Here is an 18,603-nt window from a genome sequence, read left to right on the forward strand (position 1 = left end):
TGGATATAGCAAATTTAATCTAAAAAAGATTCTTTGAACGTTGTTTCAATATTTTCAATCAAAATACATTTTGATTTCAATACAGTTCTAACCGACATTCATATCATTTTAGAGGTTTGAAAAATGTGGGTTCGTATTCAACCAGTAATTCTGGATGGCATATTTTTATCATATCTTTTAAAACTAAATCGGGTCTTGAAATGCCGAGTTCGTAATAAGTGACACCTCCAGTTTGTCCTGTTGTATTAGAAAAAGTGAAAATATTTTTTTTCTGAAAGGCATCGAATTTCGTGTAGTGATTGCTTGATGTTTTTAAATCTTCATAACTTTTGTAGTACGACGGACTTAACCATAAGTTGGCGTCTTTAGCTTTTTCATAAACTGCTTCAAAACTTAAGGCTAAACTTCCAGATTCTTTGGTGTTACTCCATAAATAATTAGTATTAGCATCCTTTAAGAATTGTGCTTCAGGACTTGTGCCACTGGGTAAATACCAGACATCTTTATACATCGCTCCACACAATACAGTTGGTTTTGATGTGGCTTCAGAAGCTATTTTTTTTGCTTCAGTGTAATCGGCTTCAATTTGGTTGAAGATGGTTTCAGCTTCTTTTTCTTTATCATATAAAGCACCAAAACATTTAATCCATTCAGCTTTGGCCAGAGGTGATTTTTCTACCCAATCACCATTATAAATGATAGGGATACCAGCTTTTTCTATAAGTTTCATACTTTTATTAGTGCCATCAACTCCAAAAGCAACAACGACATCTGGGCGTAACTCTAATAATACTTCAGTATTTATACCTTCATTGTTTCCGAGTTCTCTCACAAAGTCATTATCAATTCGTTCTCTTGTTTTTTTTGATGAAACGTAATCTGTTCCTGGAAAACCAACCAGAGTTTGCTCTACACCTAAAAGTTCAAGCGCAGGAATATGAGTTGTTGATGTAACCACTATTTTTTGAACAGGAGTCGTAATAAACCCATTAAATTCATTTTTGTTTAAAGTCAATGTTGAAACATTTTGTTTTGGTATTAAGGCATATTTATAGCTGTTTTCAGATTTTGGCCAAGGGTTATTTATATGTAACACGTTATATGTTTCATTTTTTTCTATTGAAAACCCTTCTGCATGTTTGTTTTTAACAGGTGTTTCTAAAGTTGAAGGTTTTTTGTTTAGTTCTTTTTTTTCGTTACAGCCTGTTACTATAAAAAGTAGTAAACTGACTCTAAATAAGTATTTGTTATGTAACATTTGTAGCTGTTAGAATAAGATTTTATCTCTAAGTTTGATTAAAAATTACGACGATGCATGATAATTCAAATTTAACAATATATATAGTAGGAGGAATAGTATTGCTTCATTTTTTAATAGGTTTTATTTATCTCATTTATATGATGAATAAGAAAAAGTAAACTTTATTAGTTTCCATTCAAAAAAAGTATCTACTTTTACTGCGAATTTAGGTTCCATTCGTCTCACCGAATGGATTAAAAGGGAATCTGGTGAGAATTTCATTTTCAAGTCCAGAACTGTTCCCGCAACTGTAAGCTAATAAGCTTGTTATTACCTTCATTGTCACTGGAAAATTTTTCCGGGAAGACCAATAGCAAGACGCAAGTCAGGAGACCTGCCAAATTCAAACAAATAAGTCAAACTTTCGGGATAAAAGTTTTGGTGTGAATTTTCATGCTATTCCGAGTAATTTTTAAGTTACAATGAACACAAAAACTATGGTTTTTGGTATGCTGTTTACAAGTATATCAGCCTTAGGTATTGCACAACAGCAAACCGACTCGTTAAAAATTGAACAATTAGATGAAGTTGTGATAACCGATTCTAAATTCAAATTAAGACGAGAAAATTCTGGTAAAGTCATTACCAAAATCACTCAAAAAGACCTTGACAATCTTCAAGGTAAATCTGTAGCAGATATCATTAATAACACTGCTGGTATTGAAATTAACGGTTCACGAAGTAATGCAGGTCAAAATTTAAATTATTTTGTTCGTGGCGGACGAAATCGTCAGGTTCTTATTTTAATTGATGGTGTTGCAGTTACTGATGCCTCACAAATTGCAAATGATTACGATTTACGTTTGTTAAATGCAGATCAGGTTGAAAGTATTGAAATTTTAAAAGGTGCGTCAAGCACACTTTATGGTACAGGAGCAGCGTCTGCAGTTATTAATATTAAACTTAAGAATGCTTCAAAAGATCCAATAACATTTAATCTGAGAAGTTCTTTAGGAACCAATCAGTCGCAAAGCGATAGTGATTACGCTGTCGAAAATTTTATGAATAGTGTGTCAGTTAATGGAACGCTTCAGAAATTTACCTATTTGGCTAGTTTTAGTCATCAATATACTGATGGCTTATCTGCTGTTTCAGTTGGTGAGGAAGCGGATGTATTTAATACGCATAACGGCTATTTGAAGTTAGGTTATCAGTTTTCAGGTCATTTTAAAATACATACATATACAAGCTTTGATAAATTTAAAGCAGAATTTGATGATGGTTTTGATTTTGCTGATGCAGCTAATTTATCAACGACAAATCAATACAGAATTGGAATTTCCCCTGAGTTTAGTTACAAAAAAGGAAGCATTACTTTAAATGCAGCTTACAATAGTATAGAGCGACAAATTCAGTCGAGTTTTCCAACACAGTTTGAAGCTAAAAGTTTTATTGGTGATATTTTCAATAGATATAATTTTAATGATAAGTTTTACACTGTGTTAGGACTAAATGCTCAGCAAAACGAAATTAAAAGTTTTTCTATTCCTTTTGGAGAAACAAATTTTGTTCAGGATATCAATTCTGATGACGCTTCATTTACCATTATTGATCCTTATGCTAATGTGGTTTATAGATCAGATTTCGGGTTGAATGTCAATGCAGGTTTACGGTTAAATAATCATAGTGAATCTGGAAATCATCTGGTGTATAGCTTAAATCCGTCGTTTAAAAAGACATTTAAATTTGGTTATATAAAAGGTATAGCGAGTTATAGTACAGCATTTATTGCGCCTTCATTATATCAGTTGTTTGAACCTTCTTATGGCAATATCAATTTAAAACCTGAAGAGAACAGAACGATTGAGGTTGGAACAGAATTACATATTAAAGATAGAGTAACTGTAAGTGTTGTTTACTTTAATCGTTTTGAAGAACATTTTGTTGATTTTGTTGATCAAGGAAATTTTGTGTTTCAATATGCTAACATAGACGAAAACTTTACAGCAAGTGGTATTGAGCTCGTTGCAGATTTGAAACTGACAAAGAAACTTAAGTTTTTAGCAAACGGAACCTATACTAAAGTAGATGAGGACTTAAATCTTAGAATTCCAGAAATTAAAGTAAATGCAGCTATCAATTACCAATGGAATGATAAAACGTTTATGAGTTTAAATTATCAATATAATGATGAACGTGATGATTCATTTTTTAATAACACAACGTTTATGAGCGAAACAGTAAACTTAAAACCTTTCAGTTTAGTCGATTTTTATATTAGTCATAAAGTGGTTCATAATCGCATGACCATATTTGCAAATATGAATAATATACTAAATGAAGACTATGAAGAGCTATTTGGATATTCTACCAAAGGACGAAATGTTAATATAGGCTTTACACTGAGTTTATAAATTGAAAAAGCCACTTTTAAAGTGGCTTTTTTATGTTTAGATTCTGTTTTAATTAAATTGAAGTTTGTCAATCAAAATGTCGTCTGTTGTGATGTACATTTGATCTTCAAAGGGTTTTAAATTGATGTCTTTCTTAATAGGTCTGTATTCAATTTGTGGCTGTGGATTACGACCAAGACCTTGAATATCTAAAATAGCTGCAGCTAATAAAGGTTCGTTAACATCGCCTAGTGTACTATAATTTCTTGGTGTTTCATTTAAAACAATATCTGGCGTTAACCCATTTGCTGGCACTGCTTCATCATTGACATTTATAGAATTGGCAACTAAGGGTTGTATAGCATACGTATGGGTTGGATTAATGTCTTGAGGTTGTAAATTTGGAGAATCATAAAGCGTTATTGAAGCCTGAGTTTTTCCTGTGGTATTATCTCCAATCTGAACCACATCTATATATTCATCAAGACTGTTAATCACCAATTCACTTGCAGAAGCAGAGCGCGACGTAGTAAGTACATAAACTTTATTTAAGTTTAAGCTGTTAATTGGGTTTTCGTCATAACTGTTCACAAAATTATAATTTCTATTTGCTGCCTGTTGGGTTTCATTATAAACCAGTTTCGAAAATACTTGTCCGTTAAATTGCCCTGCAATCATGCTACCTAAAGCTGCAGCAACATCAACTCTTCCTCCAGGATTGTACCTCAAATCTAAAACCAAATGTTGCACATTATTCGCTTGAAATTGTGTAAAAGCGGTATTAAGTTCTTCAACAAAACTCGCATTAAACCCATTGTAAACTAAATAGCCTACATTTTGGCCGTCAACATCAATGATGTCAACCTGATGAACAGGGTTTTCTGTATACACCTGTTTGGTCAAACTAATGCTATTGGTCGTAGATTCAATACTATCATCTTCAACTTCAGGAGTGCCATTATCATTATAATTGGCAAAATTTAAGGTGTAAGACGTTTGATTCAGTAGATTACTTAGGTTGTTTTCGGTTAAAGGTGTTCCGTTAACTGCATCAAAGATTTGTCCGCGTTGCAAGCCTTGATTATCAGCCACACTGTTATTTAATACCAATCTTATGATACCGAAAACTTCAGTTTCGCTTCCAGGTTTGAAGTAAAAATTAAATTCTAATCCATTTGAAAGCGAAGTTCCCTGTAGCGATTGTTGAAATTCAATGTAATTAGGAATGATAAAGCTAAAACGATCTACTACATCTCTGTCGTAAATAAGGCTTTCAAAAATACTTTCCGGTGAAGAAAAATTATTAAGGTAAGCACTGTATTCTTCATCTGAATTAAAACGGTTATTAGCTAAATCTGGGACTTCAGACTTGTACAGATAAGTTGCATTCATTGCTTTCCATATAAAATCATTGATTTCACTTGCTGCAACGACATTGTCGTCTCTATCTTCAAAGCAATTAGTAAATGTAAGCGCTACCACAAGAAGTAGGCATAGTTTTATAAGTCTCATATATTTTTCTTTTTCAATTTGTAGTATAAACTAACTCTACTTTAGTCTACTAAACTATAAATTTACTTACATTATTGTAAATTAAAAAATTTAATACGAACCTTATTTTAGTCTGTTCGAGTGTAGATGAGTACTATTCATAGACATCTCGACTGCGCTCGATGTGACAGAGATTAAATATTTTTTATTTGATTGTAACAAAACGTATTGATGTTCGTCGTAATAATAAGAAGCAGAATAATCACCTGTTTTGAACTAACAACCAAACCATGACACAGACTGATTTTGTGAAATTAGTAATGCCTTTTAAGGATAAAGTCTTTCGCTTAGCAAAACGACTGCTAGTTTCTAATGAAGAAGCAGAAGATGCAACACAAGAGATTTTAATGAAACTGTGGCGAAACAAACAGAAAATTAGTGACTACAAAAATGTAGAAGCATTTTCGATGACAATGACAAAGAATTTTTGCTTAGACCGATTAAAATCAAAGCAAGCACAAAATTTAAAAATTGTTCATAGTAATTACCAAGACAACAATACGTCTTTACAGAAAGAAGTAGAACATCGAGACAGTGTTGATTGGGTTTCAAAAATTATTGAAGAATTACCAGAACAACAAAAAATAATATTACAGCTCAGAGATATTGAAGACTATGATTTTGAGGAAATAGCCAAAGTCGTTGATATGAATCCTACAGCAATTAGAGTCGCATTATCAAGAGCAAGAAAAACAATACGAGAAAAATTAACAAATACCCACAGTTATGGTGTTAAATAGTATAGAAAAACTACTGGAAAAGTACGACAATGGTGAGACATCGTTAAAAGAAGAGCAGCAATTAAAAGCTTATTTTGCTCAAGATAACGTAGCACCTCATTTAGAATCATACAGAGTGATGTTTCAATATTTTAAAACAACAAAACAAGAACTATATACCAAAGACGTTCCATTAAAACCTAAGAGAAACAACGTGTATCAATGGATTTCTGTCGCAGCAGTAGCAGTTCTAATGTTGGGAATTTTAATTCCTAATATATTGGGAGGAAATGATAATTTAACGCTTGCAGATTTATCTGATGAAGAGCGTAAAATGTATTACCAAACCAAAGAAGCTCTGGCAATGTTAGGATCAAATTTTGATAAAGGAACTTCTAGCTTTAACGCTTTAAGTTTAGCATCAGAAAGTTTTAATGTTGGAGCCAAAAAAGCGAGTCATGTAAACAAACTTGCAACAACAACAAACAAATTATTAAAAAACGAAAACAAGTAAACAATTTAAAAAAACAAGTAATTATGAAAAATTTAATCTTAATAGTAACTCTCATGGTGTCTTCAATGGTAGTGTCAGCACAAAGTGTATTTGATAAATATGAAGACCAAGCTGATGTGACTTCAGTTATTGTCAATCAAAAAATGTTTAAAATGTTAGCTACGATGGGAATTGATGCTGATGACCCAGAAATGCAAGGCTATATTGATATGGCAGAAAGTATCACGAGCTTTAAAGTATTTACAACTGGAGATGAGAAAATTTCTTCAGATATGAATACTACAGTATCGAAATATTTGAAAAATTCTAGTATGGAAGAATTAATGAGAGTGAAAGATGGTGATCAAACAGTGAATTTCTATGTGAGAGAAGGTAAAGATGAAAATCATGTTAAAGAACTATTGATGTTTATTAATGGTATAAAAGAATTTACTCAAGGACAAGACATCACAATTAATGGCAAGAAAAGAGAAATTGAAACTGTATTATTGACCTTAACTGGAGATATTGATTTAAGACAAATCTCTAAATTAACGAGTCAAATGAATATGCCAGGAGGTGATCAGTTGAAAAAAGCAGGAAAAGATCAAAACTAATATAACTATGAATTCATCAATCAAAACCATAATCATGATGTTGTTCTTGGTTGTAACCTTACAAAGTTGCAACCAAGATCCAACATTGCAAAGTTTCTATGTAGATAGTGAACTTGCTCCAGGATTTACTTCATTAGATGTGCCAGTAAGTTTACTTAAAATAGATGAAACTGTATTAGATGAGGAGCAAAAAGAGGCTTACGATTCTGTAGATAAATTAAGTCTTATAGCATTTATTGCCGAGGAAGGTAACAAAGAGCAAATGGATATCGAATATGCTAAGGTAAAAACTATTTTAAAGAATCCTAAATATGAAGAATTAATGCGTGGCGGAAACTCTACAGATGGAAAATTCGTCATAAAATGCATAGGAGATGGAGATAATGTAGATGAATTTATTCTCTTGGGAAATTCTAATGAAACAGGATTTGCAGTCATAAGAGTTCTTGGTGATGACATGAATTTCAATAAAATAATGAAATTAGCTTCTGTTTTAGAGGAAGGGAATATTGAGCAAACACAATTAAAAGAAATCACTAAATTTTTTCAATAACTGATCTTTATTGAAAATGTTAATGTTAAATCACCTTGAGTTTTCTTGAGGTGATTTTTTATTTTGAGTAAGAGTCTTTAATGACAATCCAGATAAGTATAAAAACAAGTAATGCAAAGCCTGTAAATAAAAGGAACTTTACGATAATATAGTCTAACACATCAAAAATTCCTGAAATGAAAAATCCGAATAACAGAATTCCAGTATAAATAAGCGCTAAAGTATTTTTGCTGAAGGTCATGTTTAAATTCCAGTATAGTTACTTGGGTTTATGGCTTTCAATTCGTCTTTGATTGCATTTGAAACATCTAAAGTATCAATAAAATTTGAAATAGATTGTTCATTAATTGTCTCATTTGTTCTGGTAAGTCCTTTTAAAGCTTCGTACGGATTAGGATAGGCTTCACGACGTAAAATGGTTTGTATTGCTTCTGCAACTACAGCCCAATTGTTTTCTAAGTCTTCAGCAAATTTAGATTCGTTTAATAATAACTTATTCAATCCTTTTAAAGTCGATTTAAATCCGATTAGTGTATGTCCGAAAGGCACACCAACATTACGTAAAACAGTGCTGTCTGTCAAATCACGCTGTAATCTTGAAATGGGAAGTTTTGCTGAGAGATGTTCAAAAACAGCATTGGCAATACCAAGATTACCTTCTGAATTTTCAAAATCTATCGGATTTACTTTATGAGGCATGGCACTGCTTCCAACTTCACCCTTTTTTATTTTTTGTTTAAAGTATTCCATAGACACGTAAGTCCAGATATCACGATTTAAATCTATGATTATAGTGTTAATACGTTTTAAAGCATCAAATAAAGCAGCCATGTGATCGTAATGCTCAATTTGTGTGGTTGGGAACGAATGTTGTAAGCCTAATTTTTCCTGAATAAACTTTGTTCCAAATGCTTTCCAATCAATATTGGGATATGCCACTTTGTGTGCATTAAAATTTCCAGTTGCACCACCAAATTTTGCTGCACTTGGGACATCATCCAGTAAACTAAACTGCTCTTTTAAACGTACAACAAACACTTGTATTTCTTTGCCTAATCGTGTTGGAGAAGCAGGTTGACCGTGTGTTCTTGCCAACATTGGAACGTCTTTCCATTCTGTAGCAATTTCTTTAAGTTTCTTCAATACTTCAACGTATTCAGGAACATACACATCATTCATAGCATCCTTAATACTTAACGGAATTGCTGTGTTATTAATGTCTTGTGATGTTAATCCAAAATGAATAAACTCTTTATATTTTGAAAGTTGTAAGGCATCAAATTGTTCTTTTATAAAATATTCAACCGCTTTTACATCATGATTGGTAATGGCTTCAATATCTTTAATGGCTTGCGCATTTTCTGAAGTAAAACCAATGTAAATTGCTCTTAATTTTTCAAATACTGAAGTGTCAATATCTAAAAGTTGTGGTAACTTTAATTCGCAAAGCGCTATGAAATATTCAATTTCTACTAAAACACGATATTTAATAAGTGCTTCTTCAGAAAAATATGGAGCAAGATGATTTACCTTATTTCTGTAACGACCATCTATTGGTGAAATGGCATTTAATGATGATATCGACATTGGTTGTATTGTTTTTTTGTGCTAAAACTTTAAGTTGGCTAAGATAATTGTTTTCGGTGGAAGCAAGGCATAAGTCGTTGTAAGTTTTTTTGATTTTCTTAATTTTGTAGGTATAAGTTTTCTACTTTTACGAGGATTCAAATCAGTTTGATGTCTGTGTAAAAATCAATACAAAATCCTTTGCATGTCTAAATCTATTGAAGATAAATTAGAGAAAATTCCAATCATTAATTTGTTGGTAAAATTCTTTAAGAGCATTAAACTAAAAGTTTTAGAAGGTTTATCACTTTATGATTTGTTAGAACTGTACGGAATTGGTATTTTAAAAGGAGCTCTGAGTACCAGAGCCAGTGCCATTGCTTATAGTTTTTTTATGGCATTATTTCCGTTTTTATTGTTTGTGATTATTGTTATTCCTTATGTGCCTATTGAAGGTTTTGAAGCTGAATTTTTAGATTTTCTACAATCTTTTTTACCACCAACAACAACCGATTTTTTTTATGAAAACATTTTTGAAAATATTACAGGAGGAGGTCTCATTTCTTCTGTGTTTTTGGTGTCCATTTTATTGATGGCTAATGGTGTAAATGCTGTGTTTTCTGGCTTTGAAAGTTCTTATCATGAACAGCTTACCCGAAATATCTTTAAGCAATACATGTATGCTCTTGGAGTGGCTTTAATTCTCGCATTTTTATTAATTCTTACAGTTGCAGTTTTAGGCTTTTTTAACATCTATGTTGTAGAAAATATTGCTCAATTAGCACAAGTAGAGAATGATGGGAATGCTACACTTTTGCTGTTGTCTCAGTCGCTATTTTTTATAATTATGGTGTATCTGGCAACAGCAACATTGTATTATTTTGGAACCAAAGAAGGTAAACAGTTTAAGTTTTTTTCTGTAGGAGCTTTGTTTACAACGCTTCTAATTATACTAACTTCGTACCTGTTTGGGATCTATATCGAAAATTTTGCGCAATACAATAAACTATATGGCTCTATTGGAGCGTTATTAATACTCATGTTCTATTTTTGGCTCAATGCAAATATATTATTATTGGGTTTTGAATTAAATGTGTCATTAACAAGGCTTAGAAAACATAGATAATATGCGTTATTACTTTTTATTGATTTTTTGCTTCGGAATAAGTTTTTCTTCAACAGCTCAAGATATCCTTGGCCAGTGGAAAACCATTGATGATGAAACTGGTATAGAAAAATCTATTGTTGAAATTTATAAAAAGGATGGAAAAATCTACGGTAAGATTATTGAAATATTTGATGAATCTAAACGTGATTTGCCATGTAAGTTTTGTGAAGGCGACGATTATAACAAGCCAATTCTGGGTTTAGATATCATAAAAGAAATGGAAAAGGTAGACGAAGGGATTTATAAAGAAGGAACTATTACAAATCCTGAGGATGGAAACGTATATTCTTGTCGGCTTAAACTTGACGATGCCAATCCTGACCATTTACAAGTAAGAGGTTATGTGGCCTTTTTTTATAAAACCCAATATTGGTTGCGAATAGGATAAACTATTTGAAAAGTTTTAAAAAATCTTCTTTTTTTCTTGTTGAGACATCTACATTAGAATTGTCAGACATTGTAACATAACCACCTTTGCCTTTAGTATATTTTTTAATATGATCAATGTTTACTAAATGAGAATTATGAATTCTAAAAAAGTTGGCGTCTTTTAAAAGGTCTTCATAAAAACGAATGCCTTTTGAAACCAGAAACTTATTGTTTTTTGTAAAAATATGTGTGTAACTAGTTTCAGCCTGACAATGAATAATATCAGATATTTCAATAATTTCAAATCCATCAGTTGTAGGGATTCTAATTGTTTTTTTATGATTTTCTTTTTTTAGATTATTTAAAAGTAATTTAATTTGAACTTCAGTATCTGTAGCAGAAATTCGCTTATTTAATCTTTTTATAGCTTCACTAAAATCATCACTGTCTATAGGTTTAAGCAGATAATCCATCGCACTATATTTAAAAGCTTTTATGGCATAATTGTTAAAAGCAGTGGTAAAAATAAGGTTGAAATCAAATTCACCTAATTGCTCAAGATAATCAAACCCAGTCTTGTCATGTATTTCAATATCTAGAAAAACAAGATCTGGATTTAATGAATTTGTCTTTTTTAATGCTTCATCAACTGTTGAGCAAGCTCCAACGATTTTAAGATTATCTCCATAGTCATTAATTAGTTTTTCTATTCTGTCAATGCAATGCTGTTCGTCATCAATAATTAACGTTCTAATCATTTTAATAGGCGAGGTTTAATGGTAGTTTAACTTCAATTTTAGTGCCATCAGATTTGTCTATAATTTTTACTGAACCACTGGTGTTTCTTTTTTTATTTAGTATTTCAATTCTACTTTTAGTAATAGACATTCCTAAAGATTTTTTATGGGAAGCGGTTTTCAACTCTGAAGATTGCTTTCTGCCAATACCATTGTCTTCAACAGTACAAATTATCATGTTTTCGTTCTTTTTATATGATATAGTAATCTGACCATTTTTTTTAATGTTTCTTAGACCATGTATGATACTATTTTCTATAAATGGCTGAAGAATCATTGGAGGTATTAATGTATTTTCTGGATCGATAGATTCGTCAAGATTAATTGTATAAGTAAAACTATCATGTGAACGTTTGTTTTCAATATCTATATAGGTTTTCAAAATCTGAATATCATCTTCCAATAAAATTTCATTATATGTTGACTTTTCAAGAGTTTCTCTCATGAGTTTTGAAAACTTGGTAAGGTAATTTGTAGCACTTTCTGTGTCATTATTTGAAATGTACTCATTAATTGAATTTAATGAATTAAAAATAAAATGAGGATTCATTTGTGCTCTCAAAGCTTTTAGTTCTGTGTCAGATACTTTTTGGTTGAATTGTGCTTCCTTTTTTTGAAAAATAGCATCACGTTTGCGTCTGTACAATATAAATCCAATTAATGAAGCTAATGCTAGTCCACTTCCACCAAGGATACTCGAATTTTTCAAAAGCTTTTGACGAGCAATTTCTGCGTTAGCAATTGTTTTTTGTTTCTCAATTTTAAACTGCATTTCCTTTCTGGTGAGTTCTGCAATTTTTTTTTCGGCATAAACACTATCTCTAAGTTTTATATGATTTTTATAAGCGATTAATGCTTCAGTATAATTATTGTTATGTTCATGAATTTTAGAAAGTGTTTCAAAAGCATCAGCTTGCCATTCGATAGCACTAATTTCTTTAGCTAATTGTAGACCTTGGTTACTGTAAATTTTTGCTAAGTCGTAATCTTCAAGAATAAGACTAACTTTTCCTAAACTATTTAGGGCTGTTGCTTGAGTGTATTTGCTGTTAGCTTGGACTGCATAGTCAACAGCTTCTTGATAATAATTTAATGATGTTGCATATTCTTTTTTGCTTTTATAAGCCATGCCTAGGTTATTCAAAATGGCAGCAATATAAAAGTTGTTCTTTTTTTCTTTAGCTAATGTTAGAGCTTTGTCTAAATTCTTTATGCCATTATTAAAATCTTTTATTTCTATTTCAACAGTACCAATATTTACCAATGCAATTATTTCTTCATTTTTATTGTTTAATTTTTTAGCAATAGATAGGTAAGTATTATAATTACTTAGTGCTTTGTCGTAAGATTTTAAATCGGCATAAATACTGCCTAAGTTGTTGTGTAAACTTGCTTTAATTAGTTCGTTATGTGGCATTTTGGAACTAATTTTTAAAGCGTCTTGATAAGCTTCCATAGCATTTAAGTTGTCAGACAAGCTATAATAAACGACACCTTTAGATCTTTTACTTAAAACCAGTCCCTTAGTCCAGTTTATTTGGGTGGATATTTCTTTGGCTTCTTCAACAAGTTTAAATGCTTGATTTGGATTGTTATAGGTGATATGGTTTCCCGCATCAAGTAAAAATTTTACTCTAATAGAGTCTTTTGTAGTATAAGTTTCTAGTTTTTTTAAGATAGAATCCTGTGCGGTTTTTTGAGCATAAGTATGACATGAAAAACTTATTACTAAACAAAGTAAGAGTTGTCTCATTGTATTTTAAATGGTTAATTAATAGCTGGTTAAATTTAATTTAAAAATTTAACAAACACAATGATAATTGCGCGAAAATAAACTCAAAGTACACAGATATAAATTCTAGGTAGTATAAATTAGAGATGTAATGTTAATTTATAGGAGTTATTAATCATTAAAACTAAAACAAATGAAAGCAAGACAATTACTTTTAAGTGTAGCAGTATGTGCTACTTTTTTATTGACCTCAATCACAGAGGCTCAAACAATATGGAGAGTTAACAATCAGTCTAACTACAATGGTTCAACTTTGTTTGGCGATAATTATGGCGGCACACCTACATTTCCTGTTTTTAAGGAAATTAATGAAGCTGTAGCTAGCTCAAATGTAACAGCAGGTGACACTTTGCACATAGAAGGCTCAACCATGGATTATGCTAATGCAATTATAACAAAGCAGTTAACCATAATTGGTCCAGGATATTTTTTAACTGAGAACCCAAATGTCTCTAACGATACATATGATGCTAGAATAGATAGAATTACTTTTGATGCAGGTTCAGAATTCTCTCAAGTTATAGGAATGAATATAATTGACGATGGATTTTCTGATGGAACAATTTTTGTCAATACAAATGAAATTACTATTAAGCGATGTAGAATTGAGGTAACTGTTGATATTGCTTCAGAAATATCTAACGTGTATATATTACAGAATTTTTTTCCGAATATTATTAATACCAATGCAATTACTGGAGGAGGATTTAATTATGTACCTCCTCAAGATGTTATTTTTAACAACAACATTTGTGAGAAAAAACTGATATTTTCTGATAATAATTTTACAGGTACACTTCTAGAATGTAACAATAACATTTTCAATGGTCCAGAGAACGAGTTGAATTTAGAGTTCAACACAAGCTCCTTTCAAAACAATATTTTAAGAGCTGCAGGCATAACCGCAAATATAAATAGTGGCACTAATAACAATGTGCAATATAATACAGTCTCAGATGCAGGTATTTTTACTGGAACTACAGGAAATCTTTGGGTGCCAGATATGAGTACACTTTTTGTGGCTAGTGGTACTATGGATGGTAAATATCAATTACAAGAAGGCGTTTCAAATAACGTTGCTGGTAGTGATGGGTCAGAACGTGGTGCTTATGGTGGTGTTGTACTCACAAATCGTTACAACCTTTCGGGTTTAGGTGCTATACCAGTAGTTTATGAGGTATCTACAACTGGTGTTTCTGAAGCAGGTGACCAATTGCCAGTTACAATTCAGGCAAGAACCAATAACTAATTGTAATTATGAAACGATTTATATTAAATGCTATGCTCGTGGCTATAGCTATAAGTTCTTATTCTCAATCAAATGTAATAGAAGTAGAATATTTTTTGGATACTGATAACGGTTTTGGCTCAAACAATACTGTTGCAATCACATCTCCAGATACAGACATAACTCAAGTGGTTTTGGCAGATATTCCTGCTTCAACATCTATTGGTTACCACAAACTTTATATTAGAACGAAAGATAGTGATGGCAATTGGAGTCATACAACAAGAAAAAATATTGAAGTATTTACACCTGTTGTTGAAAACAACATTGTTTTAGGAGAATATTTCATAGATGAAGATCCGCAATTTGGAGTAGCTACTCCATTTACAATAAATCCAGAGTCCGATGATATCCTACAACAATTTGCTGCTCAAATTGCAGCTAATGAAACCCTTGGTTATCATAAACTTTATGGTCGAGTACAAGATAGTTATGGTAGATGGAGTCATACCTTTAGAAAAAACATAGAGGTCTATTTGAATCCTGACTCTAATGTTGTTGAAGTCGAATATTTTTTTGATGAAGATTTAGATCAAGGCTTTGGCAATAATCTTAATGTAGTACTGTCTTCACCTGAGTCTGATGGTACATGGAGTTTTGATGTATCATATCCAACTGGAGCTTATAATTTTGATGACGTACTTTTTGTAAGAGCTAAAGACTCCAACGGAAAATGGTCTATAACGACTATTTTAGATGAAGTTAGTTTAAGTACAGATGAGGTTTTGTACCAATCCACCAAAATTTTCCCAAATCCGTTTACAGATGTCATTCAAATTGAATCTACATTAAATCATGAATTCAAAAGCATTCAGGTAATTGACTTAACAGGAAAAGTTGTGTTTGAAAGTGCTAGTAATTTCAATACTATTTCTCTCGGTAATTTAAGTAAAGGTGTTTATATACTCAGGCTTGTCACTAATAAATCTGAAGCCAATTTTAAGATTGTAAAAAAATAAAACTATGAAAAAAATATGTAAAATAATGAAAATTGTTGTCATCACTTTACTCGTAATGGGTTGTTCAGACAGTGACGATAATTCCGAATCAGATGATGACAATACAGTATTAGGAACCATTCAATTATCTGGCGAAGATACTGCTTGGGTTGGTACTTCATTAAGTGTAGGGAATATTGATCCTGATGCATTAAATACAACAGGAACTTCAAGTTCTGTAGTGTTGCTTGATGAAAACACAATAGTTCAAAATGGAGAACTAATACCAACCGACTTTATGAATGCTTTTGTTATTGTCGTTGCTCAATTTAGTGCAGATGATAATGCTACTGTCAATAAAACAATATCAATGACTATCGTTACAAATGGAGAAGAGTTTCGTTATGTATGCTCAACACCTCCAACGAGTGCTGCTGATGATACCGATTGTGGCACAGGTTTTAGTGTTGATAAAGTTGCGAAACAAATTGTCTTTGATGATACTACAGTTATCAATGTGGATTCAGAAGCAATTTTAACAATGAATGGAATCATCAATTATAATTAGTAATTGTACATTTAACATAAATATTTATTTGCAAAAACCATCTCAATTCGAGATGGTTTTTATGTGCAAACCAATTACCTTTGAAGCATGAATTACTTCATCAATGTCATATTACCAATTCCTTTAGAAAAAAGTTTTACCTATGCCATTACGAAGGCAGAAGCAGAGTTTCTAAAGCCTGGAATGCGTGTGTCTGTACCTTTCGGAAAGAGTAAAATTTATACTGGTTTGGTTGAAAGTATTCATCAGGAAAAGCCTTTGGTTTATGAAGCGAAACAGATTCATCAAATTCTTGATGATACACCTTTAGTGACCTCCATTCAGATGAAACTTTGGCAATGGATTTCAAAATATTATATGTGTACTGTTGGAGAAGTGATGCGAGCAGCTTTACCAAGTGCATTTATTTTAGAAAGTGAAACAGTTATTAGTAAAAACAACGAGGTTCAAATTAATGATGAAGATTTAAAAGATGATGAGTTCATAATTTATGAAGCTTTACATCATCAGTCGTCACTAAAGATTCACGATTTAATGACGATTTTGGATAAGAAGAATGTGCTTCCAGTGATTAAGCGACTTCTAGAAAAGGAAGTGATTAATGTTCAGGAGGAAATTTATGAAAAATATAAGCCAAAACTAGTTAGATATGTAAAATTAGCTACTGCTCATACATCTGAAAAAGCACTACACGATTTAATGGATTCTTTAAGTCGAGCACCAAAACAACGCGAGGTAATCATGACGTTGTTTTCGGTTTCTGCACAAACAAAAAAACCAGTTAAAGTTTCAGATTTAATTACCGAAAGTGGTGCTTCTTCTACCATTATAAAAACCTTAATTGATAAACATATTTTAGAGGAATACCACATTCAAACCGATCGTGTACTTTATGAAGGTGACGATAATGAAGCGTCTAAGCATTTAAATGAACATCAGGAAATTGCTTTAAGCGAAGTGATTCAATCATTTAAAAAACAGAATATTACGCTTTTGTATGGTGTGACATCTTCTGGAAAAACAGAACTTTATGTAAAACTTATTGAAACGCAATTAACTCAAGGAAAACAAGTCTTATATCTGCTGCCTGAAATTGCATTAACCACACAATTGGTAGAACGGCTTCAGAATTATTTCGGAGAGCAAGTAGCTGTATTTCATAGTAAATACTCATCTCATGAACGTGTTGAAGTTTGGAATAATGTATTGAATAATTTGCCAAAAGCACAGATTGTTTTAGGAGCGCGTTCTTCGGTATTATTGCCATTTCAAAATTTAGGATTAGTGATTGTAGATGAAGAACACGAGTCGTCTTATAAACAATTCGATCCAGCGCCAAGATATCACGCAAGAGATACGGCAATTGTCTTGGCGAGTTTATTTAATGCTAAAACGTTATTAGGCTCAGCGACACCAAGTTTAGAGAGTTATCATAATGCTAAACAAGGTAAATATGGACTTGTAGAACTCAAGCACAGATACAACAATGTATTGATGCCAGATATTGAGCTTATCGATATTAAAGATAAACACAAACGTAAGCGAATGAATGGTCATTTTAGTGATCGTTTAATTGAAGAAATTCAAGAGACCTTAAAAGAAGGTCGTCAAATTATTCTGTTTCAGAACAGACGTGGATTTTCACCAATTGTAGAATGTAATGCCTGTGGTCATTCGCCTCAATGTCCAAATTGTGATGTGAGTTTAACCTTTCATCAATACAGAAATCAATTACGCTGTCATTATTGTGGTTATAATTCTGTGATGCATAAAACATGCGAAGCTTGTGGAAGTGTTGAACTCGATTCTAAAGGATTTGGAACAGAGCAAGTGGAGCAGGAGGCTAAGTTGTTGTTTCCTAATCATAATGTAGCTCGCATGGACTTAGATACGACTCGTGGTAAGTATGGCTATGAAAAAATCATTACAGCATTAGAACAAGGTGAAATTGATATTTTAGTTGGAACGCAAATGTTGACCAAAGGCTTGGATTTTAGAAATGTTAAGCTCGTTGGTATTATGAATGCTGATAATATGCTCAACTTTCCAGATTTCAGAGCACATGAACGAAGTTATCAATTAATGGCTCAGGTATCAGGAAGAGCTGGTCGTACCAAAGAACGAGGCAAAGTCCTGATTCAAACCTATAATCCGTTTCATCGTATTTTACAACAAGTATCTACAAATGACTATGAGCACATGTTTGAGGAGCAAATGGAAGACAGACGCATTTATAAATATCCTCCAATTTATAGAATGATAAAAATAACACTAAAACATAAGGATTATCAAAAAGTTAATATTGGAGCAGACTGGTATGCAAAATCGTTAAGAACGGTTTTTGATAAACATGTATTAGGACCAGAATTTCCACCAGTAGCCAGAATTCGTAATCAATATTTAAAACATATTTTGGTAAAGATTCCTCAGAAACAATCTTTAGCAAAAACGAAAGAAGCTATTATTAAAATAAATAACAGCTTCTTAAGTGTAAAAGATTTTAGGGCAGTAAGAGTAATTTTAAATGTCGATAATTATTAAAGTTAAGTTA

The 18,603-nt window shown here is 31.9% G+C and carries 17 protein-coding genes and 1 riboswitch; of the genes, 11 read left to right on the forward strand and 6 right to left on the reverse strand.

What is annotated here, in order from left to right:
- Window positions 1-103: 103 nt before the first annotated feature.
- Complete coding sequence (locus ACRHNM_RS07660; protein ID WP_431135287.1) at window positions 104-1,258, reverse strand: ABC transporter substrate-binding protein; 1,155 nt, start codon at window positions 1,256-1,258, stop codon at window positions 104-106.
- A gap of 192 nt (window positions 1,259-1,450) precedes the next feature.
- Window positions 1,451-1,656, forward strand: a riboswitch (cobalamin riboswitch).
- A 66-nt stretch (window positions 1,657-1,722) separates the two neighbouring features.
- On the opposite strand from ACRHNM_RS07660, the gene ACRHNM_RS07665 reads away from it, so the two are divergent.
- Complete coding sequence (locus ACRHNM_RS07665; protein ID WP_431135289.1) at window positions 1,723-3,654, forward strand: TonB-dependent receptor plug domain-containing protein; 1,932 nt, start codon at window positions 1,723-1,725, stop codon at window positions 3,652-3,654.
- A 48-nt stretch (window positions 3,655-3,702) separates the two neighbouring features.
- Here the strand turns inward: ACRHNM_RS07665 and ACRHNM_RS07670 are convergent, their stop codons facing one another.
- The gene (locus tag ACRHNM_RS07670) at window positions 3,703-5,145 is read right to left on the reverse strand and encodes a S41 family peptidase (RefSeq protein ID WP_431135290.1); all 1,443 of its coding nucleotides are present in this window, start codon (window positions 5,143-5,145) and stop codon (window positions 3,703-3,705) included.
- Window positions 5,146-5,414: 269 nt separating this feature from the next.
- On the opposite strand from ACRHNM_RS07670, the gene ACRHNM_RS07675 reads away from it, so the two are divergent.
- Genes ACRHNM_RS07675 through ACRHNM_RS07690 form a run of 4 tightly spaced genes read left to right on the forward strand, consistent with a single transcriptional unit; the run spans window position 5,415 to window position 7,566 of the window.
- Complete coding sequence (locus tag ACRHNM_RS07675; protein ID WP_431135292.1) at window positions 5,415-5,924, forward strand: RNA polymerase sigma factor; 510 nt, start codon at window positions 5,415-5,417, stop codon at window positions 5,922-5,924.
- Window positions 5,911-6,417: a hypothetical protein gene (locus tag ACRHNM_RS07680; protein WP_431135293.1), complete on the forward strand. Its 507-nt coding sequence runs from the start codon at window positions 5,911-5,913 to the stop codon at window positions 6,415-6,417. The genes ACRHNM_RS07675 and ACRHNM_RS07680 overlap by 14 nt, the downstream gene beginning before the upstream one ends.
- Window positions 6,418-6,440: 23 nt before the next feature.
- On the forward strand, window positions 6,441-7,013 hold the full coding sequence (locus ACRHNM_RS07685; protein WP_431135294.1) for a DUF4252 domain-containing protein: 573 nt from the start codon (window positions 6,441-6,443) through the stop codon (window positions 7,011-7,013).
- Window positions 7,014-7,020: 7 nt separating this feature from the next.
- Window positions 7,021-7,566: a DUF4252 domain-containing protein gene (locus ACRHNM_RS07690; protein ID WP_431135296.1), complete on the forward strand. Its 546-nt coding sequence runs from the start codon at window positions 7,021-7,023 to the stop codon at window positions 7,564-7,566.
- 58 nt (window positions 7,567-7,624) lie between these two features.
- Here the strand turns inward: ACRHNM_RS07690 and ACRHNM_RS07695 are convergent, their stop codons facing one another.
- Window positions 7,625-7,807: a hypothetical protein gene (locus ACRHNM_RS07695; protein ID WP_431135298.1), complete on the reverse strand. Its 183-nt coding sequence runs from the start codon at window positions 7,805-7,807 to the stop codon at window positions 7,625-7,627.
- Between the two features lie 2 nt (window positions 7,808-7,809).
- The gene (gene purB, locus ACRHNM_RS07700) at window positions 7,810-9,153 is read right to left on the reverse strand and encodes an adenylosuccinate lyase (RefSeq protein WP_431135300.1); all 1,344 of its coding nucleotides are present in this window, start codon (window positions 9,151-9,153) and stop codon (window positions 7,810-7,812) included.
- A gap of 184 nt (window positions 9,154-9,337) precedes the next feature.
- On the opposite strand from purB, the gene ACRHNM_RS07705 reads away from it, so the two are divergent.
- Window positions 9,338-10,258, forward strand: a complete 921-nt coding sequence (locus ACRHNM_RS07705) for a YihY/virulence factor BrkB family protein (RefSeq protein ID WP_431135302.1) — start codon at window positions 9,338-9,340, stop codon at window positions 10,256-10,258.
- Window position 10,259: 1 nt separating this feature from the next.
- Window positions 10,260-10,688: a DUF2147 domain-containing protein gene (locus ACRHNM_RS07710; protein ID WP_431135304.1), complete on the forward strand. Its 429-nt coding sequence runs from the start codon at window positions 10,260-10,262 to the stop codon at window positions 10,686-10,688.
- A 1-nt stretch (window position 10,689) separates the two neighbouring features.
- On the opposite strand, the gene ACRHNM_RS07715 is transcribed toward ACRHNM_RS07710, so the two are convergent.
- Together ACRHNM_RS07715 and ACRHNM_RS07720 are read right to left on the reverse strand one after the other, a co-directional pair.
- A complete protein-coding gene (locus ACRHNM_RS07715) occupies window positions 10,690-11,427 on the reverse strand; it encodes a LytR/AlgR family response regulator transcription factor (protein WP_431135306.1) in 738 nt (245 codons plus the stop codon).
- A 1-nt stretch (window position 11,428) separates the two neighbouring features.
- On the reverse strand, window positions 11,429-13,219 hold the full coding sequence (locus ACRHNM_RS07720) for a tetratricopeptide repeat-containing sensor histidine kinase (RefSeq protein WP_431135308.1): 1,791 nt from the start codon (window positions 13,217-13,219) through the stop codon (window positions 11,429-11,431).
- A gap of 172 nt (window positions 13,220-13,391) precedes the next feature.
- Between ACRHNM_RS07720 and ACRHNM_RS07725 the strand changes: the two genes are divergently transcribed.
- The 4 genes from ACRHNM_RS07725 to priA all read left to right on the forward strand — a co-directional run bounded on the left by ACRHNM_RS07725 (window position 13,392) and on the right by priA (window position 18,593).
- A complete protein-coding gene (locus tag ACRHNM_RS07725) occupies window positions 13,392-14,507 on the forward strand; it encodes a hypothetical protein (protein ID WP_431135310.1) in 1,116 nt (371 codons plus the stop codon).
- Between the two features lie 8 nt (window positions 14,508-14,515).
- Window positions 14,516-15,505, forward strand: a complete 990-nt coding sequence (locus ACRHNM_RS07730) for a T9SS type A sorting domain-containing protein (protein ID WP_431135312.1) — start codon at window positions 14,516-14,518, stop codon at window positions 15,503-15,505.
- A gap of 4 nt (window positions 15,506-15,509) precedes the next feature.
- Window positions 15,510-16,052 carry a hypothetical protein gene (locus ACRHNM_RS07735; RefSeq protein ID WP_431135313.1) on the forward strand — a complete coding sequence of 181 codons (543 nt, stop codon included), beginning with the start codon at window positions 15,510-15,512 and terminating at the stop codon, window positions 16,050-16,052.
- A gap of 87 nt (window positions 16,053-16,139) precedes the next feature.
- Complete coding sequence (priA, locus tag ACRHNM_RS07740; RefSeq protein ID WP_431135315.1) at window positions 16,140-18,593, forward strand: replication restart helicase PriA; 2,454 nt, start codon at window positions 16,140-16,142, stop codon at window positions 18,591-18,593.
- Window positions 18,594-18,603: the final 10 nt, after the last annotated feature.

Origin of the sequence: Psychroserpens mesophilus (assembly GCF_050617655.1) — a bacterium.
In the GTDB taxonomy this organism is placed as follows: domain Bacteria; phylum Bacteroidota; class Bacteroidia; order Flavobacteriales; family Flavobacteriaceae; genus Psychroserpens; species Psychroserpens mesophilus_A.